23 protein-coding genes are annotated in these 19,534 nt (G+C 40.3%); 8 read left to right on the top strand and 15 right to left on the bottom strand.

Translation table 11 applies throughout. The annotated features are described in order from the left end of the window. Nucleotides 1-27 precede the first annotated feature (27 nt). On the top strand, nucleotides 28-258 hold the full coding sequence (locus tag NSIN_RS04725) for an Lrp/AsnC ligand binding domain-containing protein (protein WP_101009616.1): 231 nt from the start codon (nucleotides 28-30) through the stop codon (nucleotides 256-258). On the opposite strand, the gene NSIN_RS04720 is transcribed toward NSIN_RS04725, so the two are convergent. Beyond that, nucleotides 233-445, bottom strand: a complete 213-nt coding sequence (locus NSIN_RS04720; RefSeq protein WP_101009615.1) for a hypothetical protein — start codon at nucleotides 443-445, stop codon at nucleotides 233-235. The two genes, NSIN_RS04725 and NSIN_RS04720, sit on opposite strands and share 26 nt — an antisense overlap. Nucleotides 446-554: 109 nt before the next feature. On the opposite strand from NSIN_RS04720, the gene NSIN_RS04715 reads away from it, so the two are divergent. Beyond that, nucleotides 555-1,244: a hypothetical protein gene (locus NSIN_RS04715; RefSeq protein ID WP_320410670.1), complete on the top strand. Its 690-nt coding sequence runs from the start codon at nucleotides 555-557 to the stop codon at nucleotides 1,242-1,244. On the opposite strand, the gene NSIN_RS04710 is transcribed toward NSIN_RS04715, so the two are convergent. Together NSIN_RS04710 and NSIN_RS04705 are read right to left on the bottom strand one after the other, a co-directional pair. Further along, on the bottom strand, nucleotides 1,241-1,741 hold the full coding sequence (locus tag NSIN_RS04710; protein WP_101009614.1) for a hypothetical protein: 501 nt from the start codon (nucleotides 1,739-1,741) through the stop codon (nucleotides 1,241-1,243). The genes NSIN_RS04715 and NSIN_RS04710 overlap by 4 nt on opposite strands. Further along, entirely contained in the window at nucleotides 1,738-2,196 is a 459-nt protein-coding gene (locus NSIN_RS04705) for a 50S ribosomal protein L15e (RefSeq protein ID WP_101009613.1), read from the bottom strand. The genes NSIN_RS04710 and NSIN_RS04705 overlap by 4 nt, the downstream gene beginning before the upstream one ends. A gap of 116 nt (nucleotides 2,197-2,312) precedes the next feature. On the opposite strand from NSIN_RS04705, the gene NSIN_RS04700 reads away from it, so the two are divergent. Continuing rightward, a complete protein-coding gene (locus NSIN_RS04700) occupies nucleotides 2,313-2,939 on the top strand; it encodes a hypothetical protein (RefSeq protein WP_101009612.1) in 627 nt (208 codons plus the stop codon). On the opposite strand, the gene NSIN_RS04695 is transcribed toward NSIN_RS04700, so the two are convergent. From NSIN_RS04695 to NSIN_RS04680, 4 genes are all read right to left on the bottom strand, one after another. Next, nucleotides 2,931-3,197 (bottom strand): hypothetical protein, encoded by a 267-nt coding sequence (locus NSIN_RS04695; protein WP_133124057.1) that lies wholly within the window; start codon nucleotides 3,195-3,197, stop codon nucleotides 2,931-2,933. The two genes, NSIN_RS04700 and NSIN_RS04695, sit on opposite strands and share 9 nt — an antisense overlap. Then, nucleotides 3,197-4,129 (bottom strand): D-2-hydroxyacid dehydrogenase, encoded by a 933-nt coding sequence (locus NSIN_RS04690; protein WP_101009610.1) that lies wholly within the window; start codon nucleotides 4,127-4,129, stop codon nucleotides 3,197-3,199. Before NSIN_RS04690 ends, NSIN_RS04695 begins: the two co-directional genes overlap by 1 nt. A gap of 64 nt (nucleotides 4,130-4,193) precedes the next feature. Then, nucleotides 4,194-4,691, bottom strand: a complete 498-nt coding sequence (locus tag NSIN_RS04685) for a hypothetical protein (RefSeq protein WP_101009609.1) — start codon at nucleotides 4,689-4,691, stop codon at nucleotides 4,194-4,196. Nucleotides 4,692-4,842: 151 nt separating this feature from the next. After that, complete coding sequence (locus tag NSIN_RS04680) at nucleotides 4,843-6,180, bottom strand: multicopper oxidase domain-containing protein (RefSeq protein ID WP_245871905.1); 1,338 nt, start codon at nucleotides 6,178-6,180, stop codon at nucleotides 4,843-4,845. 136 nt (nucleotides 6,181-6,316) lie between these two features. Here NSIN_RS04680 and NSIN_RS04675 point away from each other — a divergent pair, with 136 nt between their 5' ends. From NSIN_RS04675 to NSIN_RS04665, 3 genes are all read left to right on the top strand, one after another. Continuing rightward, on the top strand, nucleotides 6,317-7,678 hold the full coding sequence (locus NSIN_RS04675) for an aspartate ammonia-lyase (RefSeq protein ID WP_101009608.1): 1,362 nt from the start codon (nucleotides 6,317-6,319) through the stop codon (nucleotides 7,676-7,678). Nucleotides 7,679-7,681: 3 nt separating this feature from the next. Beyond that, nucleotides 7,682-8,947: a tRNA (N(6)-L-threonylcarbamoyladenosine(37)-C(2))-methylthiotransferase gene (locus tag NSIN_RS04670; RefSeq protein ID WP_101009607.1), complete on the top strand. Its 1,266-nt coding sequence runs from the start codon at nucleotides 7,682-7,684 to the stop codon at nucleotides 8,945-8,947. A gap of 74 nt (nucleotides 8,948-9,021) precedes the next feature. Further along, nucleotides 9,022-9,978 (top strand): cell division protein FtsZ, encoded by a 957-nt coding sequence (locus tag NSIN_RS04665; protein WP_101009606.1) that lies wholly within the window; start codon nucleotides 9,022-9,024, stop codon nucleotides 9,976-9,978. A gap of 41 nt (nucleotides 9,979-10,019) precedes the next feature. Here the strand turns inward: NSIN_RS04665 and NSIN_RS04660 are convergent, their stop codons facing one another. Genes NSIN_RS04660 through NSIN_RS04640 form a run of 5 tightly spaced genes read right to left on the bottom strand, consistent with a single transcriptional unit; the run spans nucleotide 10,020 to nucleotide 14,805 of the window. Continuing rightward, nucleotides 10,020-10,526 (bottom strand): 50S ribosomal protein L31e, encoded by a 507-nt coding sequence (locus NSIN_RS04660; RefSeq protein WP_101009605.1) that lies wholly within the window; start codon nucleotides 10,524-10,526, stop codon nucleotides 10,020-10,022. After that, nucleotides 10,527-10,685 carry a 50S ribosomal protein L39e gene (locus NSIN_RS04655; RefSeq protein ID WP_101009604.1) on the bottom strand — a complete coding sequence of 53 codons (159 nt, stop codon included), beginning with the start codon at nucleotides 10,683-10,685 and terminating at the stop codon, nucleotides 10,527-10,529. Between the two features lie 59 nt (nucleotides 10,686-10,744). Continuing rightward, complete coding sequence (locus NSIN_RS04650; RefSeq protein ID WP_245871904.1) at nucleotides 10,745-11,284, bottom strand: NUDIX hydrolase; 540 nt, start codon at nucleotides 11,282-11,284, stop codon at nucleotides 10,745-10,747. 53 nt (nucleotides 11,285-11,337) lie between these two features. Continuing rightward, nucleotides 11,338-13,839, bottom strand: coding sequence for a methionine synthase (locus tag NSIN_RS04645; RefSeq protein WP_101009603.1), 2,502 nt, complete (start codon nucleotides 13,837-13,839; stop codon nucleotides 11,338-11,340). A 33-nt stretch (nucleotides 13,840-13,872) separates the two neighbouring features. Next, nucleotides 13,873-14,805, bottom strand: a complete 933-nt coding sequence (locus NSIN_RS04640) for a homocysteine S-methyltransferase family protein (protein ID WP_245871922.1) — start codon at nucleotides 14,803-14,805, stop codon at nucleotides 13,873-13,875. Nucleotides 14,806-14,934: 129 nt separating this feature from the next. Between NSIN_RS04640 and NSIN_RS04635 the strand changes: the two genes are divergently transcribed. Together NSIN_RS04635 and NSIN_RS04630 are read left to right on the top strand one after the other, a co-directional pair. Further along, complete coding sequence (locus tag NSIN_RS04635) at nucleotides 14,935-15,687, top strand: methylenetetrahydrofolate reductase (protein ID WP_101009602.1); 753 nt, start codon at nucleotides 14,935-14,937, stop codon at nucleotides 15,685-15,687. 87 nt (nucleotides 15,688-15,774) lie between these two features. Continuing rightward, entirely contained in the window at nucleotides 15,775-16,806 is a 1,032-nt protein-coding gene (locus NSIN_RS04630; protein WP_133124056.1) for a peptidase, read from the top strand. On the opposite strand, the gene NSIN_RS04625 is transcribed toward NSIN_RS04630, so the two are convergent. Genes NSIN_RS04625 through NSIN_RS04615 form a run of 3 tightly spaced genes read right to left on the bottom strand, consistent with a single transcriptional unit; the run spans nucleotide 16,803 to nucleotide 19,456 of the window. Then, a complete protein-coding gene (locus NSIN_RS04625) occupies nucleotides 16,803-17,855 on the bottom strand; it encodes an ABC transporter substrate-binding protein (protein ID WP_101010075.1) in 1,053 nt (350 codons plus the stop codon). The genes NSIN_RS04630 and NSIN_RS04625 overlap by 4 nt on opposite strands. A gap of 40 nt (nucleotides 17,856-17,895) precedes the next feature. Beyond that, nucleotides 17,896-18,684 (bottom strand): ABC transporter permease, encoded by a 789-nt coding sequence (locus NSIN_RS04620; RefSeq protein WP_245871903.1) that lies wholly within the window; start codon nucleotides 18,682-18,684, stop codon nucleotides 17,896-17,898. Further along, nucleotides 18,677-19,456 carry an ABC transporter ATP-binding protein gene (locus NSIN_RS04615; protein ID WP_101009599.1) on the bottom strand — a complete coding sequence of 260 codons (780 nt, stop codon included), beginning with the start codon at nucleotides 19,454-19,456 and terminating at the stop codon, nucleotides 18,677-18,679. The genes NSIN_RS04620 and NSIN_RS04615 overlap by 8 nt, the downstream gene beginning before the upstream one ends. Between the last annotated feature and the right edge of the window lie 78 nt (nucleotides 19,457-19,534).

Here is a 19,534-nt window from a genome sequence, read left to right as displayed (position 1 = left end):
TAAGTTTGTGTTCTAATCTATTATACCATGGAAAAAGCGTACGTTTTGATCGGTTGCGAGCTTGGTGCAGAAAACGAGATTCTTGAAAAACTCAAAAAGATGGAAAAAGTCAAGGGTGCACACATTGTATACGGAGACTATGATATCGTAGTAGAGGCTCAGGCTGATACAGAATCCCAGATGGACAGTCTAATTACAAAGCAGATTCGCCAGCTGGCACGAGTCAGGTCTACTATGACCTTAGGCGTTGTAAGCTGATTCCAAGACCTGCAACAAGTATCAAAATTCCACCAATTGCAATCAGTGGGCCATTTACAATCCATTTCGGATTTGAATACATGAACGAGTAGGTAGGCCCAACAATTGAATTTCCCTGCAGATAAAATACAATTCCAGATACCATAACTGCAACGCCAGCCAAAATCACCAAAATCCCCCGTTTCATGATATTACTTTCCCTCACATCCCAAATAAAAGGCAAAAATGAGTTGATAAGAAAGGCAAAATCATTTCGATTTCCTTCTTTAATTTCTAATTTTAAACGATATTCCAGATTGGATGAGTGGGGAGTAGACCTATTTGAGATGAAGAAGAACCGTAGCGCTATTGATATTGCCATATTTGCAAGCGCTGCTGCTTCTGCCCTAATTGTATACCTAGTCTTTGGCCCATCAATTGACGCTGCCATAAAACAATCACCATTGATTATTGATATCATGTTTGTACCATCATTTGGAATCGGATTTTTGTACGGACTGAGGATGACTGACAGGGTGATGCATCCATCAGAATCCCGCAGTCCTACCAAGAGGGCAATCTACAAGATATTCTTGTTCTTGTTTATCATGGGTGCCATATTTACCACAGTATCATTTGCACTTCATGGAGGAGCACATCCTGTCCACAAGTCAATCTTTTCAGATGGACTAATCCCATGGGCATCAGATTTCATCCAAGCAAACGGAGGACTGACATTTTTGATTGTATCAAGCATTACAATAATGGCTGCTGCCACAAAAAGAATAGTCGGCATGGAAGGAGTCCTTAGTAAGTTATTCACATTTGTTGGAACCTACATATTTTTCTCAATGCTTGCAATGACATTTACCCACTCTGACCCCACACACTCACAAGTGTACCTGTATGCATTTTACCAAGCAGGAATCGTAGGCGGAATGTTTTACCAGATGAACAAACTGACAACAAGGGCAAACATGTGGGAAGACTATAACAACGGATTTTAGAATTTCAATCTAGATACAATCAACATCATTGATACTGCCAATATCATGACAAGCGGTACAATGCTTGAAAACTCTGGAAGATACGTAGTTCCTATGACACTTGTCTTTACAGCACCTGTCTGATTGAATTTCAACATTACAGTATTTGAATCAGTTCCAGGAGCTACAATTGCAGATACTGGCTTGTCATCCTGTAAAACAGTGAGATTTCCTCCGATTAGATTTTTAGGAATATCAATTTCTGCAACCTTGTCAGGGTATGAGCTGTTTCCTAAAAAGTCAAGTTCCTTGTTTTGTTTGTTAAATGTAACATTTGACATGTCATAGTTTGATACTGTTACCACATCAAAGGTATAATTTTCGGCATGTATCTTCCAAATCCACTTTATTCCAGGATGATCAAGTTGTTTTCCAGTAACTACCTCCTGCGCAAAGACAGGAACTGTCACCATGCCCAATGCTACAAGTATAACAGACAAAATCAGTATAGACTTCAATTTCTCAAGACAGCAAGTTTTCCACGAATTTCCTTGTCTTTTATGATTCGTGGATGAGATGGGTCTGCAAGTATTACTTCGTACCAGAGGTACAAGCCGTCTTGATGAACATAATATGATCCAAGAAGATTCATGTTTGGAAATCTCTCAAGTACCCTGCGTTCTGCAACATGCTGCATTCCAAGTGCTGGCTTGATTCTCAACACACCAAGGTGCTTTGGTCTTCTTCCTGCAACTGGTCTTTTCTTGCGCATGTTACCTTTTCCTACGCGCATTCTTACTACGACAATTCCCTGTTTTGCTTTGTATCCAAGTCTTCGTGCCCTCTGGATTCTGCTTGGCCTTTCTATGCGAACTAGAGCATTTTGTTTTCTCCATTCGATTGCCTTGGCTCTAAGCTCTGGGGAATTTTCCTTCCACATGTTTATCCAGATTTGATCCTGTCTACTTGGCATACACCGCACTACAAATTTACCCTTTATATTCTGTTAGACAAAAATTGGCACTTTTTTGCCCAGTATAATAAAAATTCAAGCAAAGACTATATGAAATAAATTTTCATCTCAAAATCATGAACAAGCCAGTACTGGTCTTGGCATTTGCAGTCATACTGATGGTACTATTTGGAATCAACTCTGCTTTTGCAGTATCATCCCTTGAGATCTCTACAAACAAAAAGACCTACGAGTATGGCGATTATCTCTCAATTAACATTCTAGTCCCTGATCTCTCATCCAAGATGGTAATACTGCATATCATCGACAGCTCAAACAAGACAAGTGCCCCAATCAATCTTCCAATAACACAGACAAACACAACAATTACCACACCTGTTCCATTTTACAAAATAAACTTTGATCCAGGTACATACAGAATAAATGCACAGTATTCTAATTTTACCACAAGTACATCTTTTGATATCATAGATTCTGGCAAGATTGCAATACCGGTTGAGCTCAAGTCACTTGTTAAGACATTAGAGCAGGGAGACCAGTCAGATAATGCATACACTAGCTTGATTCGTGAACTTGTAAATGACAAGATAATAGATATTCCAAACTATGTCCAATCAAATCAACCACATATACCACAATGGTTCAAAAATAATTTCAAGTGGTGGGCAGACAGCTCCATATCAGACAATGATTTTGGAATGGCAATAAAATATCTAATGCAAAAGGGAATAATTTTAGCCTAGTTTTCCTTTTGGCTTGGCTGTCTTGCGTCTTGCAGATGATGTAATTGTAAGTACCACAACAAGTGCGATTGCACCAATAAGAGAATATTCAGTTACTTGCTTTTTTCCAAAATCTAATGAGAAATTTGGTTTTTGATGCAACAACGAGTTTATTTTATCCAGTATCTGGTCTTGCAAAGTCATTGAACCCGAGTCTGCAAATGCAACTGATACTGGAATTGCAAGCATCACAAGTAATGGCGCTATCTTGGCATCCACTAGATAACGCCGCGGAGAATCATTATTATTTTTTCGCCTATGACATTTGCAGCAAGTGTTTGTGCTTCCTTTGTCTGTGCACCAATGTGAGGAGTGCATACCACATTTGGCAGCGTTGTGAGTTTGTTTCCTACAGCAGGCTCTTTCTCAAAGACATCAAGTGCGGCACCTGCAAGTTTACCCTGCTGTAATGCATCATACAATGCATCTTCATCAATTATCTCTCCTCGTGAGGTGTTTATGATGTAAGCAGTTTTTTTCATAGTAGAGAGTCTTTTTGCATTTACAAGATGATGTGTTGTCTCTGTGAGCGGTACATGAAATGAGACATAGTCAGCACTTGACAGCAATGTGTCAATGTCTGCTTTTATCAGTCCTACTTCGCGTGCAAAGTCATCTGCAATAGGCATTACATCAAACCCAATGATATTCATGTTAAGTGCACGTGCAAGCTTGGCAAGTCTCTTGCCAATGTTTCCCAATCCAACAATACCCAAGTATTTTCCTGAGAGCTCACTTCCCATCAGTTCTTTTTTGAGCCATTTTCCGTTTCTAATTTCCCTGTCGGCCCTTGGGATTTCTCTTGCAAGTGATAACATCAAACCAAGTACAAGTTCTGCAACCGCATTCATTGCACCTTCTACTGCATTGATTACTCGAATCCCCTTTGCCTTTGCAGCTTCAGTGTCTATGTTATCCAATCCCACACCAACACGTGCAATTATCTTACACTTGGATGCTTTTTCTATCATCTCCTTTGTGATTTTTGTTCTGCTTCTAACTATAACAATATCAAAATTTGCAATCTTTTCTTTTATTTGATCTGGAGTAATCTCTGGCTCGTATGTAATTTGCAGACCATTTTTCTGTAAAATTTCATTTAGAATTGGTGCTACCTGATCACATATCAATACAGATTGATTCATCGACATGAAAGATGGCCATCATACACAGAATATAATCATTGCCAAGTCAAAAAAATAATTTAAAAAAATATTATTGTCTTTTTGATATCATCTTTGCAAGACATGCATACAGCCCAATAAAGGCGATCTGGAAGAGCTCAATTGGTGGGAACAAGATTTTTCCTATCTGAAGCCCCAGCTGCGGAGGTCTTGGACCTCGTGGGAACTCACCCCCAGTCATGTTTCCTCGCGGAAATTCTCGGGGAGTGTGCTCTTGAGCACCTTGTCCTCCTCCCAGAATGTTTCCTTCCGGCATGAGGTGAAGCCTATCAAGATACCACATCAAGATAAAGGCGCCAGTTCCCACCAGTCCAATTATCTGCCAAACTTTTCCCCATCGTTTGACTACAGGCACTGCCCAGAATATCTGCACCAGTCCACCTACAAGAAATAAAATTCCCTCCCCTGTGTTGCGCGATATGTTACCAGGTACCATTTGCAAATGCATAATTCCTGCAATCACTGTTGCAGCTGCTGTAACCAAAGAAAATATCAAAATTTTCCTGTCTTTTGAAAACGTTTGACTCATTTTTAATTACATAATTTAATTTGCAATTATAACAGTTGTCTAACCTTGTTAGTTAACAATGTGTCCTGTTGATTTCATTTTGCATACCATGTAACAAAAAACCATAATCAAGATTATAAAATATCAAAACAAAAAGAGAAAAGTTGGGGATTTACCCGCTAATAGATGTCGCAATTGCAGCTGACTGGTTATCAGTACATAGACAGTGAACGATTTCCTTTTGTGGAATAGAGTTCATGCCCAATGGAGGTACTGCATCAGATGGGTTTGGCATATCGCCTGCCTTGTAGCCCAAATTGAATGGGTCGCCTGCGACAAATACTGTGGCCGCACCTGTAAAGATTGCTGCATAGTCATGATTGACTGCTACATATGCACCAGGGCTGTTAAAGACAGTATCAATGATTGCATCCTGTGAACCACCAATTAACCAAGTTTGGCTACCTTGAGCTTGTACATGATTACCTTGTGATACACGATCCAACATTCCACCAACTATGTGGAAGAATACTGGCATGTCACCTTGATTGACTACAAAGATTCTGTAGTGTGTGTTAAGGTCGACAAACAATGGATGTCCTTGATATTGCTTTAGTGCTGGGTCATTCCAGGGTTGTACTGGGAAGACGTTCTTGCTTGGATCACCTTTTATCAGCTTGTTGATGTCTGCGTTTGGTGTGTAACCAAATGCCATACCGTTTACAACAGTCTGTGTGGTGTTGTGTAAGAACATTGCTGTCTGATCATAGCTGCCATCTGCTGTCAAGTACAATTGGTTGTACTCTAAGACAAATTCTTTTGCATCGGCTTCATAGCGTTGATGTACTACTGAGACTTTGCCGTTTTGGGCTACAGTCTGGTCTACAATCAATGGCTTGTAACCGTCCAATGGATCTACGATTGTAACTCCGTACATGCCGGACAATACATGTTGGTCCATTGAAGCTAGATTGACACCTTCACAGTGATACTTGAATGCACCAGGAACCTCAGCGATGTATGCATAGGTGTTAGATTGACCAACCTTCACTGCTCCAAAGTTTGTTGCACTTAGTTGTCCTGCGTGCATGTCTATGGAGTGTGGTGTTGATTCAGTTGAAGGTATTGTGAGTGTTACTCTGACGATATCGCCTTGGGTAACTCTTACTGTTGGTCCTGGGACTTGACCGTTAAAGGTCAATGCATGGTATTTACCACCGCCCATGATTGGCAAGTCAGCGCTTTGTGCAACTAACTTGACATCTACAACATGGCGTCCTTGTGCGACCATACTATCAACTTGATCTGCTGGTATCTGTGCAAATGCGCTTGGCATCTGTAACTTGACACCGCCCATGTCATCGACTGCTCTCATCATACCTTGTGCTGATGCACTTGGAATATTCTGAGTAGATGCAGTCATCTGAGTCTGTGAATATGTGCTTGCGAACAATAATCCTGCCACTGCCACTACTGCGGCAATTGACATCATACTGTATCGTCTGTTCATCGTTTCGAATGTTCAAATCTAAATATATTAACTTATTGGGAAATTTCTTGAGAAATTATCACATTCTTACAACTCTGGACCACGTATAATTCCAAAAATGCGAATGCATATTAGGAAAATTAATTCCAGTGGTGACGTGAAGTTTAGAACAGATACCGATTCTTTAGGAAAAGTAGAGATTCCAGCAGAAGCATACTATGGTGCATTCACTGCAAGAGCCATAAAACAATACCACGTGACAGGACAGAGGTCTCATCCCTATCTTGTGATGGCATTTGTAATGATTAAAAGATCAGCAGCAGTTGCAAACATGAAAGTAAAGGCACTTGACAAAAAAAGAGGAGATGCCATAGTCAAGGCATGTGACCAAGTTTTATCAGGAAAACATTTGGACCAGTTTGTAGTAGAGGCAATCAACTCTGGTGCAGGCACTGCATTTAACATGAACACAAACGAAGTCTTGGCAAATATTGCATTAGAGATACTTGGCAAGAAAAAAGGAGATTATGAATCGCTCCATCCAAATGATCACGTCAACATGTCGCAGTCAAGCAATGATACATTTCCAACTGCCATGCATGTTTCCATACTGTTTGATACAGTCCAAGTCATACCAGCAATTGATGAGCTAATCAAGACACTTGCAAAAAAGGCAAAAGAATTTTCAAGTTATCAAAAAATTGGAAGAACCCATCTCATGGATGCACTTCCTGTTACATTGGGAAGTGAATTTGCAGCATATGCAACTGCAGTTGCCAAGGCCTGCGATGCAATAGTTGAAGCAAAAAAAGAACTTGAAAAAATTGCACTTGGAGGAACTGCAGTAGGCTCTGGTGCAAACACACCAAAAGGATACAGAACAATTGCAATTTCAGAGTTGGCTAAAATTTCAAGGCTTTCACTCAAGCCAGAACCGGACATGCAGTTCGGACTAGAGAGTAGATTTGCAGTTGCAAAAATGTCATCTACATTACGAAACCTGGCACTAGAGCTTGGAAGAATAGCAAACGACATCAGACTCATGGCATCAGGCCCTGTTGCAGGACTATCAGAGATAGGAATCCCAGCAGTCCATGCAGGCTCGTCAATCATGCCAGGAAAGGTAAACCCATCTCTTGCAGAATGCATGAATATGGTCTGTTTTGATATAATAGGAAAAGACTCTACGGTGGCACTTGCAGCACAGGCAGGACAGTTTGAGTTGAATGTGATGCTTCCAGTAATGGTAAAATCAGTACTAGATTCAATGGACATGCTGCGAAACTTTGTGCCAATATTCTCAAAGAACCTAATTGAGGGACTGACTGCAAACAAGACCAAGCTAGGCCAGTACATAGAAAACAGTCCAGTAATTGTCACCTTGCTTGCACCAAAGATTGGATACCAGGCAAGTGCAGACTTGTTCAAAGAGTCTCTCAAGACAGGCAAGACAATCAGACAGCTTGTCGTTGCAAAAGAATTATTGACTGAAAAAGAAGTAAACGAACTTCTCGGATGAGCAATGGCCAAGATCTGGGTAGAGGCACATGGTTGTTCTGCAAGCTTTGCAGATTCTGAAATGATATCAGGTCTTGTCGTAAATGGAGGCCACACACTTGCAGCAAGTGAAAAAGATTCAGATCTTAGTGTACTGATAACATGTTCTGTCAAAGATGTTACTGCACACAAGATGGTACATCGGATAAAGAAACTTCGCAGCGCACCACTTGTTGTTGCAGGATGTCTTCCAAAAGCAGAGAAAAATACTGTAGAAAAATTTAGCCCCAATGCAAGCATGCTTGGACCAAACTCACTTGGAAGAACACTTGATGTAATAGAATCTACGTTGCATGGAATAAAAAAAATAGAACTTGAAGATACCGATGCAAGCAAAGTCGGACTGCCAAAGGTCAGACTCAACCCAGTTGTAGGCATAATAGAAATTGCAAGCGGATGCATGAGCCAGTGCACATTTTGTCAGACAAAAATTTCAAAAGGAGAATTACAAAGCTATCGAGTCGGAGACATTGTACGCCAAGTAAGACAAGAGATCAAAGACGGATGCGTCGAAGTATGGCTTACATCAACTGACAACGGCTGCTATGGACTAGATATCGGCTCTAGTTTGCCTGAGCTTGTAAGCAATGTATCTGAGATAAAACAGGATTTCATGGTACGGGTAGGCATGATGAACCCAATGTATCTTCCACGCATACAAAAGGGATTACTAGGAAGCTTTGAGAGTGACAGAGTCTTCAAGTTTTTGCATATTCCAGTCCAGAGCGGAAGCGACAAGGTGCTAAAAGAGATGAAAAGACAGCACACTGCCAAGATATACCATGACGCCAACGCTGCATTTAGGGAGAAATTTGAAAAGTTTACCATTGCTACTGATATCATAGTAGGCTTTCCAACAGAGACTGAAGAGGACTTTGTCAAGACAGTAGACTTGATAAAATCAACAAGGCCTGATGTTGTAAATCTCTCAAGATATAGCGCACGAGACGGCACCAAGGCAGCCAAGCTAGAACAGATTGACATTTCAGAAGTCAAGAGGCGAAGCAAGATAGTATTTGATCTTGCAAAGAAGATATCACTTGAGAGAAACAAGGAATGGATAGGATGGGAGGGCCAGGTGCTATTCGATGAGCGATCAGAAGGAAAGACAAAGGGAAGAAACTTTGCCTACAAGCAGATAGTAACAGACCAGTATGTAGAATTGGGACACAAAGTAAATGTCAAGATAACAGGCGCTGCACCCAATGGGCTGTATGGTACAGTGAGCTAAATAATTTAGATCCGAGTTTGGATCAAAACTAAGCAACAAAGTTTTTTAATCAATTTTGTAAGCAAGAAGGAGTCATGGAATTTCAGATGAAAGAACCAGTTTTAATTATAGGCCTTGGCGGTGCAGGATGCAAACTAGCACTAGATATCAAAGGCACTCTTGGTCATGACTGCCTTTTGATAAGCCATGATGCGCGAGATTTGAATCATGATGTTTCAAAGATTTTAATCAATACCAGTCCTATCTTGAACCCTTCAGCATACTTGATCAGGGGCGTCTCATTTGGAGCAAGAGAATCCATTGAAGAAAAGATATCAAACTATTCCACGGTTCTAGTTGTAGCAAACCTTGCAGGCAAGTCTGGCGCAGCCCTTGCCCCAGTAGTATCTCAGATAGGCAAGGAATCAGGAAAAAGCGTGCTCTCCTTTGGAATAATGCCGTTCAAGTTTGAAAAAGACAGGATATTTTTCTCAGGGGTGTCTCTTAAGAGACTAAAGGCAAATTCAGATTGTACAGTCATAATAGATAATGATGCATTGCTTGAGAGCAATCCAGACCTTACACCAGTCAAGTGCAATGAGATAACAAATGCGGCATTGCTTCACGTAGTATCTACGTTAAAGAGCTCATCATCTTTGCCACTTGAAACAAGCATACTTTCAACAAGCAAAGACATGCCAAGTGTAGAGACATCACTTAGAGATTCAATCAAGATGCTCTACGAGGATGCAACACCTGGAAACATCAAGAGTGCACTAATGTACGTGGTAGGCGGAAACAAGGTTCCAATCGGAGTTTTAAATTCAATGGTAAACACAATCAGCGGCATATTTGGAGATGACAGTACACGCGTAAGCATGTCTCTTACTGCTGGGGAGAGCTCCAAGGTAGTGTTGTTGACATCAATTGAAGGTGAGACCCGCTTTGACAAGTACGACCCGTTGGGATTTATTCCAAAAGAAAATGTACTTGATTGGGATGAACCCGATGCAAGTGTAAAAATCGACCTTGTACTAGATCAAATAGAATAAAATTTTAAAAATTAAAATTTCTAAGTTTCAAAAAGACTAGATTACTCTTTCTTTGTCTTTTTCTCAGACTTTACTTTCTTTTCTTCTACTGCTTTCTCTTCGGCCTTCTTTTCTTCCTTCTTTGGTTTCTCTTCAGTCTTGGACTCTTTCTTTTCTTCTGCCTTTTTCTCTACCTTTTCCTTCTTATCTTCCTTCTTTTCCTCTACTTTCTTTTCTTCTTTTTTTGACTTGTCAGACTTTTTCTTGTCGTCTGATTTTTTCTCAGATTTTGTCTCTTCTGCCTTTTTCTCTTCTTGGTATTTTGATACAATGACATTTCCGTCATCTTTTGTAATCTTGACTCTAATCTTTCTTGGAGGATGTCTTATTCCTCGTGCCCATACCAAGTGACTAATCTCTTCTTCAATCTTGATATTCTCAGACTTCATGTGCTTTATGGCAAACTCTCTTATCATGTTGATTGCCCTCTTTGCCCTCTGGTTGTTTGGTGACAAGAGTACCTTTCCAAGGTTAATAGTGTAAATTCTCTCTGTTGCTTCTGTCGACATTTATCCCACCTTCACATCCGTTCTGCGCCACTGTCTCTTCTTAGGATTTGTTCGCACTCTACGCTTTGTCCTAACAATTATCCAAGCTGGTACAGATTTGTTCTGTTTTATTTTCTTCATCAACCTGTTCTTTCTTGGAGTTGACTTGTGTGCAGCCATAAAAATTTGACATTTTAGCCTCTTTTTAAATGAATCTCAGATACCAAGGTATCAATCGGTTACAAGATCTTGTCATGCATCTGCTTGAGCATCCTTGCAGATGCACCCCAGATCAAGTGGTTCTCAAACTTGAAGGTGTACATCTCCATGATGGACTTGTGGGCAGGATCTTTGTCATCTTCAATGGTATGCAACAAAGGTACAAGAGGTATCTCAAGCAGTGATGCAATCTCTGAGTTTGGAGTAATTTTTGGCAGAACATCAAGTATTGTCACATACGGAAGTATTGTAAAACCAGAATTTAGTGTTGTAACAGGTTTTAGATTTCCAATAACCATAGAGCGTGTCATCTCAATTCCAAGCTCTTCTCTAGTTTCCCGGATTGCAGTATCTAGTAGGTCGCCATCATCTTTTTCCCAGGTTCCGCCTGGAAACGCAATCTCACCTGCATGATGATTCATGGTTTTTGGTCTTTCAGTCATCAAGACTGAAGGCTGTTTTCCAAACAGAATAATCATTACAGCTGCAAGCCTTCCAGTTGCATTTACTTTTGTTGTAATAGGACAAGACAGGATCTTACCTAGTTCTTTTGTATCCAACGTTGATACTAGAGAAATAATCAATTATTGTCTTTTGTTGTTGTGATATACCATCACAGAACAAAGTATTCTGCTTCCGGATGATGTACCACGATTGCAGCAGTGGACTGTTCTGGAATGATTTGTCCTGCCTCTGTTAGTGTCATGCCAGACTTTTGAGGCTCTAATAGTTTCCACACAATGTGATGCTGTGAGACATCAGGGCAGCTTGGATATCCCCAACTGTATCGCAGTCCCCTCTTTGGGCCTATACCTAATTCCTCTCTAATCTTGTTGTTAATCCACTCTGCCATTGCTTCTGCAGTCTCTACTGCTAGTCCATGCAAATAGTATGCATCAGTGTACTTGTCTTGCTTGTTCCACTCTTCTATGATATCAGATGCTTTTGTTCCAACAGTTACTGCCTGGAATGCAACAATGTCATCTTTTCCAAAGTAATCAGTAAGGCACAGATGTTTTTGCTTTGAAGAGCGTGGAAAATCAAATGACAACTTTTCTCCGCTTGGATGGTCCACCACAAGATTTCCATCCACATCGTGACACGTAAAAAATCCATAGACTGCCCTTGGCTCAAATAATTTTTCATCAAGAATTTTTTTCTTCCACTGTTCAAGCAAGATTTCATGCTCTTTTTCTGTCTCTTTTGCTGCCTGCCCTCTTATTCCCCATGACAACACAAAAAGAGATTTCTTGTTGAGATACTTCCAGACCTCGTTTAGGTCAATATCTCCAGGCTCTAGCCTTGTTACTTTATTGATTCCAGAAAATACAGGAGGTGCTACAGGTACAATTCCGCTGTGTGCAAACTCTGGCACCTCTGCTTTTTCAAACACCGGCTCTTTCCAGTCCTCAATTTTCTTTTTCCACTCTGATACAAATTGCTCTCGTTCAGGAGATACCAATTTGTCCATCATTTTTAATCCATCAAACATGGTTTTGCAATAAAATACCCCAGGAGAATAGACTCCGCCTTCTTTTGCAACCCGGTTGATATAGTTTGAATTTATTGCAGCACCACCACACAAAACAGGAATCTTCATGTTGTTTTTTCTTGCATGTTCTACAAAAAATTGCATCTGCTTTGATGTTGACACTAAAAGAGCTGATAACCCAATAGCATCAGCATTTACCTCTTCAATTTTTTCAAGAAACTTTTGCATCGGAACTTGTTTTCCAAGATCATATACTGTATAGCCGTTATTCTCAAAGATTGTTTTTACAAGATTTTTTCCAATATCATGTACGTCACCATATACAGTTCCAAGGACTAGTTTTCCTTTGCTAGAGCCCTCTTCTTTTAGGAGATACTTTTCAAGCTCTGCAACAGATGCCTTCATGCACTCTGCAGATTTGAGAACAAATGGGAGAATCAACTCACCTGAGCCAAACTTGTCACCTACTTCTTTCATTGCAGGAAGCAAGTCATCATTTAGAGTAGATATGGCAGCTTGGTGTGTTGCCTCCTTTGAAGCATTAATTGATAATTTTCCATCCTTTTCTGATGTATCAAATTTTGAAGTTATCTTTTCTGCAATTGCAGATACAACATCGTTTTCTATCCCATCTTTGAGCCTATTTACAATCCTAAAGTTTGCCCTCTTTCCAGCAGGCCATGTTGGGTCTACATCTACTTTTTTTGCAGCAGCCTGTACCGTATTTTTGGTACTCTCAAAGTGTGCAATGAATTCTGCAAGCGCATTTTGGTGCTTGTTAAATATCAAATCCTCTGCAAGTCTTTTTTCCTTGTCATCTATCTCAGTGTATGGTATGACATCTTTTGGGTTGATGATTACAGTGTCAAGACCATATTTTACAGCATGATACAAAAATACTGCATTGAGTATCTTTCGTGCCCGTGGCGCAAGACCAAAGCTAACATTGCTCAAGCCAAGCGTGGTAAACGAATGTGGGAATTTCTGCTTGACAAGTTTTATTCCCTCTAACGTATTTTTCCCAGCATCTAAAAATTCTGCCTCACCTGTTGCAAGGGTAAATGTAAGTACATCAAATATGAAATGCTCTTCTGTCAGGCCATACTTTTTTCCTGTTTCCACAAGCAGCTCGGCAGTCTCTAATTTTTCCTGCGGAGTCTTGGCCATCCCCTTTGGCCCTATACACATGGCAACTGCAGGAACTCCATACTTTACCATCATGGGTGCAAGCAGATGGAATCTGCTGCCGTCACCTTCAAGATTTATCGAATTAATTATTGGCTTGCCAGGTATTTGCTCAAGTGCTGCTGCAATAACCTTTGGTTCTGTGGAGTCAATTACAAGTGGAGCATCAATCTCAAGGCTAAGCATTTTTACAAGTTTTTTCATAAATTCCAGTTCATCTGAGCGCTCTGTTGTTGCAACACAGACATCAAGGCAGTGTGCTCCATCTTCAATTTGGTCCCTTGCAAGTTTTACGAGCTCCTCATAGTTGTCATTTAAGACACATTCTTTTGCCTTCTTGGACCCTTGTGCATTTAGTCTCTCACCTATAATCAATGGCGGCGGATTTTGCAAAAGATCTACTGCCTTTAGTGCAGAGCTTACTCGCTGAATTTTCAACAATATTTGATGTAAAGATCTTTTTCTAAATACCTAGCGGTTATTTCCTGCCTGATTTTTGTCAATTATTTGGCGTAACTGCGAAATATGCTCAGGATTTGTACCGCAGCATCCACCAATTATTCTAACATGTGGGTATTGCACCAAAAAGTCAGCCATTACGTGAGCCATCTCTTTTGGCTCCATCTTGTATACTGCTTTTCCCCCCTGGTTTTCAGGCATTCCAGCATTTGGCACAACAAGCAATGGTAGCGATCCTTGTTCGTCAAGCCACTGGATGCTTGGGACCATCTCTACAGGACCTGTGGAACAGTTCAATCCAAATGCATCAATTCCCATTTCAGATACTGTTGTGTATGCAGCTTGGACAGTGGTACCAAGAAGCATCTTGCCATACTTGTCAAGTGTGACATTTGCAATTATTGGAATTTTTTTTCCAGTCTTTTCAAAGGCCTCATGGCACCCCTCTATTGCAAGTTTTACCTCAAGGATATCCTGGCTTGTCTCAACAAGTAATGCATCAACTCCGCCTGCAATCAATCCCTCTGCCTGTATCTCAAATGCCTGACGTATTTCATCAAGTGATATCTGCCCAAGCGAAGGATCATTTGAGCTTGGTAAGAATCCAGTAGGACCCATAGAGCCAATCACGTATCTTGGTTTATCAGTAAACTCTTTTGTCACATCAACTGCAAGCTGGGCAATTTTTTTGTTAAACTCTAGCGTCTTGTCTCCATAACCGTATTCATCCAGTTTTAGCTTGTTAGAGCCAAAGGTGTTAGTTTCAATACAATCAGCACCTGCTTGAAGATATGTACGGTGAATTTTTTTTATCCACTCGGGTCTTGTAAAGGACAGACCATCATTGAATCCATCCTTTCCATCTGGAAAGTCTTCTGGCTTTGGGTTTAGTTTCTGGATTTCAGTTCCCATTGCACCATCAAAAAGTACAATCTTTTGTTTCATTAAAACATCAAGTGGGAGTTTATCCAAACCAATTTTTGGTAAGTTTAATCGATTTAATTCTGTTTTGTTTTTGAATATAACAACAATGCTCTTCAAAGGTTATAATCAAGTAGCCATGAGAATCAAATAATGACAATAATCTACGAGATAAACCCGCCAAAAGTAATTGAAGATACCATACTATCCCATGACCAATTGTCTGGCTCTGTTGAGAGACTAAAACAGAGGGCACTAGAAATTGGCAAGGTCTGCGATGGCATACACCTTACAGATTCAGTACTTGGAGTTCCTCGTGTATCCCCAATCACTGCAGGATTTTTTGTGCGAAATTCCAACAATAAAATTGGCGTTACTGCAAGCATTCGAGTCAGAGACAGAAACATTACATCAATAACGCAGACAATATGTGATGCAATTTTATTGAATCTAAATGGGGTCTTGGTTCTCAAGGGCGATGCCCCACCCCAGGGTCCTCAAGATTCAGGGCTTGTGCCAAGTGATATTGTAAGGCAGTTCAACGAGCAAGGATTTTCAAAAAGAATTGACATGTACTTGTCAGTATCAAGCCAGCCCAACTTTGAAAAGATGCACAAAAAGATAGAGGCCCAGCCAAAGGGGTTCATCACCCAGGTAATTAGTTCCATAGACCAAGTCACAAGAATAGTGGACCATCTAAAACCGCAAGGATTCAGAGTTATTCCATGTATCTTGGTGTCATCAGAGAAGAACAAAAAATCAGCCCAGATGCTAAACCTTGATTGGTCCCAATACAGCAAAGACATAGTATCGTTTGTCAAGCAGGTAGAAAAGACAGCAGGAAGCGTATTGCTTAGCTCTCCAAATGATTTTGCAGTAGCGCTAAACCTATTGAATCAACTCTAAAAAATATAATTGATAATTAGCACCTAGCTTAAAATTAAAGACAAGACATCTAGAGCATATTACAACATGAGATTATTTTCAATATGCATGATTTTTGGATTGGTAGGAGTTGTTATTGCAGTCCATCCGGCATTTGCCAATGTGTGGATACCTGATGATGAGTATTCTGGATTTTATGACATCAATGGTACCTACACAGTAATTGGTGCGGTAAAAAATACCCAGGATGTATCCATTGTCCCAACTATAACAATAAACATCAAGGATGGCTCTAGCGTTTATTCACAAAACTATACTCTATCTACAGTAAATTCACAAAAAGATATTCCTTTCAAGATACAAATACCAGAGATCAAGGGAAAAGATGCAACACTTGACAGACCACAGGTCTCATACATAACAACAAGTCATGTCAACCCAGATGTTGATGTCATATACGACAAGACACTCAAAAAACACGGAGACGGCCATGAGACAGGCATGATACTAAACAACAGTACATCACCTGCATATGGAATCAAGATTTTTGCTGCCATATATGGGAAGGATGGCAAATTCTTGGATGTTGGAAAGAGCATCGAGACAATCTCCAAGATAGACCCTGGTCAGAAGGTTGCATTTTCCATGTATCCAGACCCGCAGCATGCAACATCTGTTAGTTATTACAGTTGTTTTGTAGTAAGTGACAATCCTACAATTCAAGTTACCATGACAAAAGATGGCAAGCCGTACAACTTTACATATCTTACAACAGGCTCTGTCACAGATGTCCAGTTTAACTATGACACCCGCAGTATCACTGCAACTGTGAGATACCCATTCCCTGATACAGGGTATGTGAATTTCATGTTCCCAGAAGAATCTGAATCTGAAAAGTTTTCAGTGCTCTCAGATGGCAAACCAGCCCAGTTCATACAAAGCAAGGACCCTGATGGCTATTGGCATGTTGCGTTGACGCTTGGCCCCAAATCTGTACAACATATTGCAATCTCCGGATTTGGAGACCCAGCAACAGCACAAGCATCACAGAAAGAAGATTACAGAAATTACATCTTGATTGCAATTCCGATTGGGGCAGCTGCTGTCATAGTTATGATTCTAAAAAAGAGAAAAGACTAGACAGTAGGCAAGTTTTGTTGTTGTAGAACTTTGTTCAAGATACTCAGATCAAATATTCCTGAAAGGTCTGGTTTTTTCTCGCCTAAAAATCTAAGATTAAATGCATCATCTGCAGATTTTAGCACCGAGGATTGTATTGGATCATAGGTGAAATCCATCCTAGTAAAGGCTTCAGATATGACATCATTAGGCATTGTCTTGCCAGTAAGTTTTTGCACCTGGGTATTGAATTGGTTTATTGCATCAGCCTTGTTTTTGTTTATCCACAAAGTTTCTTGCACGTGAGCCTGCAATAATTTTTGGATTACGTCAGGATGGTTTTGTAGGTAATCAGATCTTGCAACAATTAATGCAGTTGCAAACTTGCCATTAGGCCATAGGTCTCTTTCATCTACAAGTATGGTACTGTTTGTCTGTTTGGCAAGTATTGTTCCCCATGGTTCTGGAACCCATGCTCCATCAAGCTCTTTTTTTGACATCATTGTAACAATGTCAGCAGAGTTTGCAGGAGTTATGGTTACATTTCCTCCGTTTTCTGTTGTCTTGAATCCATTTTTGATAACATAGGAACGTAATGCTACATCCTGAGTGTTTCCAAGCTGTGGCGAGGCAAATTTTTTGCCAGACAGGTCATGGACAGAATGTATCCCTGCATCATTTCGCACAACAAAGACTGCGCCTCCACTTGAGACGCCGCCAATTATCTTAAGTCCGTTTCCATCACTTTTGATGTATCCGTTTATTGCAGGATTTGGGCCCACATATGCAACATCAATTCTTTTTGCAAAGAGTGCCTCTATTGCAGAAGGTCCTGCATTGAATACCTGTGATTCTAGTTTAATATCGCCCAAAGTTTTTTGATAGTCTCCATTTCCTACACCAATTACCGCTTGGGCGTGGTTGATGTTTGGAAAGTATCCAATTCGCAAAACATTTCCCGAATCAGATGAAGCCATTGTTTTTTCTTGCACAGGTTGTGAAACAGCACTGAGTGCAATTACAATTGCAATTATTGTACCAGATATTGCAAACTTGATTCCAGAGTTCAATGATATAACACTCCTTTGTGATTTGTCATGTCTATCCAAGTCATCTGTGATGATCTAGTCCCCATTTGTTTCTGATGTTGCCTTCTAGTTTTTGGAGCAAAAATCTGTCCACAAGAAGTCCTATTGTAAATATCGTAATCATGCTTGCAATTACTTGACTCATGTCAAGAAACTCTCTTCCAACCGAGAGTATGTGACCAAGGCCTACAATTGACATTAGTATCTCAGCACCAATTATTGCGTGCCATGCAAATGACCACGCCTGTCTTAGACCAATTATCAAGGATGGAGTAGCAGCAGGAATGGTAACATGTCTGAACAACAACAGTCCGTATGCGCCCATGTTCTTTGCCGCATCAATGTAGATGGATGGAATATTTCTGATGCTGCTGTATGTCGATATCATTATTGAAAAAATCGAGCTCATCACAACTACAAACATTATTCCAAACTCGTCAAATCCTATCAACAGTATGGAAAATGGTACCCATGCAATACTTGGAAATGACAACAGTCCTGCAGAAAAAGAGTTTAATGTTTTTCCAAATCCTTTGAATTTTATCATTGCAAACCCAATCAAGGTACCAAGTATGATAGATACTGCAAAAGACCCAAGAAGTCTTGCAAGTGTCACACCAACGCCTTGAGGCAGCGTACCATTTAGCACAAGTTTTGCATATGTTGTTGCAACCATTGCAGGTGATGGAAGCGATATCTTTGGAAATATACCCAACATGAATACAAGTTGCCATACCCCAACAAATGCTGCAATCATCAGTGCAGCGTTTGCAGCATCCTCAAGATTATGAGATTTTACAATACTAGCCATTTTCATCACTCTTGGTTTTTGCCATGACTTCACTTCGTAGCTCATCAAGAATTTGGTGGTAAAATTTCTGCAGATTCTCGTCTTCTGCAAGTCGCGGTCTTCGATAATCAATCAGTATCTCTTTTTTTATCTTGGACGGTCTGTTTTTGAATACCTCTACCTTGTTTCCAAGTATTACAGATTCTGAAATATTGTGTGTGACAAATATGATTGTCTTTTTTGTCCTCTCCCAGATTAGTTGCAGTTCCACTAACAACAAGTCTCGTGTTTGAGAATCAAGTGCTGCAAATGGTTCATCCATCAACAGTATTTCTGGATCCATTGCAAGTGCACGCGCAATTGCAACACGTTGCTTCATTCCAGTGGACAGTTGATACGTATACGAGTCGGCAAATTTTGTAAGCTGCATCATGTCAAGATATCTTTGAGATATCTGTCTTCGCTCCTCGGTTGGTATTCCTGCCATCTTTAGTCCAAACTCTACATTATCAATCACCTTAAGCCACGGAAACAGTGCACCTTCTTGGAATACCATAGTCCTGTCAGGGCCTGGTGTTGAGATTGGCTTGCCGTTAAGCAGAATTTCACCCGAGTCTGGCTTTTCAAGTCCTGCTACGATATTCAAAAAAGTAGATTTGCCACATCCTGATGGTCCTACAATGCACACAAAGTCCCCTTCTTCTACATTCAAGTTGACGCCATCCAGGGCAAGAACAGAATTTCCGTTATGATCAAAGTGTTTTACAATGTTTTTTGCCTGGAGTTTGGTCATTTTTCAATAATCTCCGATAGAGTACAGTCTAGAAGTGCCATACAAGGCGCCGATTTTCATATAACGTCGTTATAATAT

Source organism: Candidatus Nitrosotalea sinensis (genome assembly GCF_900143675.1).
Classification (GTDB): Archaea; Thermoproteota; Nitrososphaeria; order Nitrososphaerales; family Nitrosopumilaceae; genus Nitrosotalea; species Nitrosotalea sinensis.
Note: the sequence above shows the minus strand (reverse complement) of the source record. Positions and strands in the feature narration are given on the sequence as shown.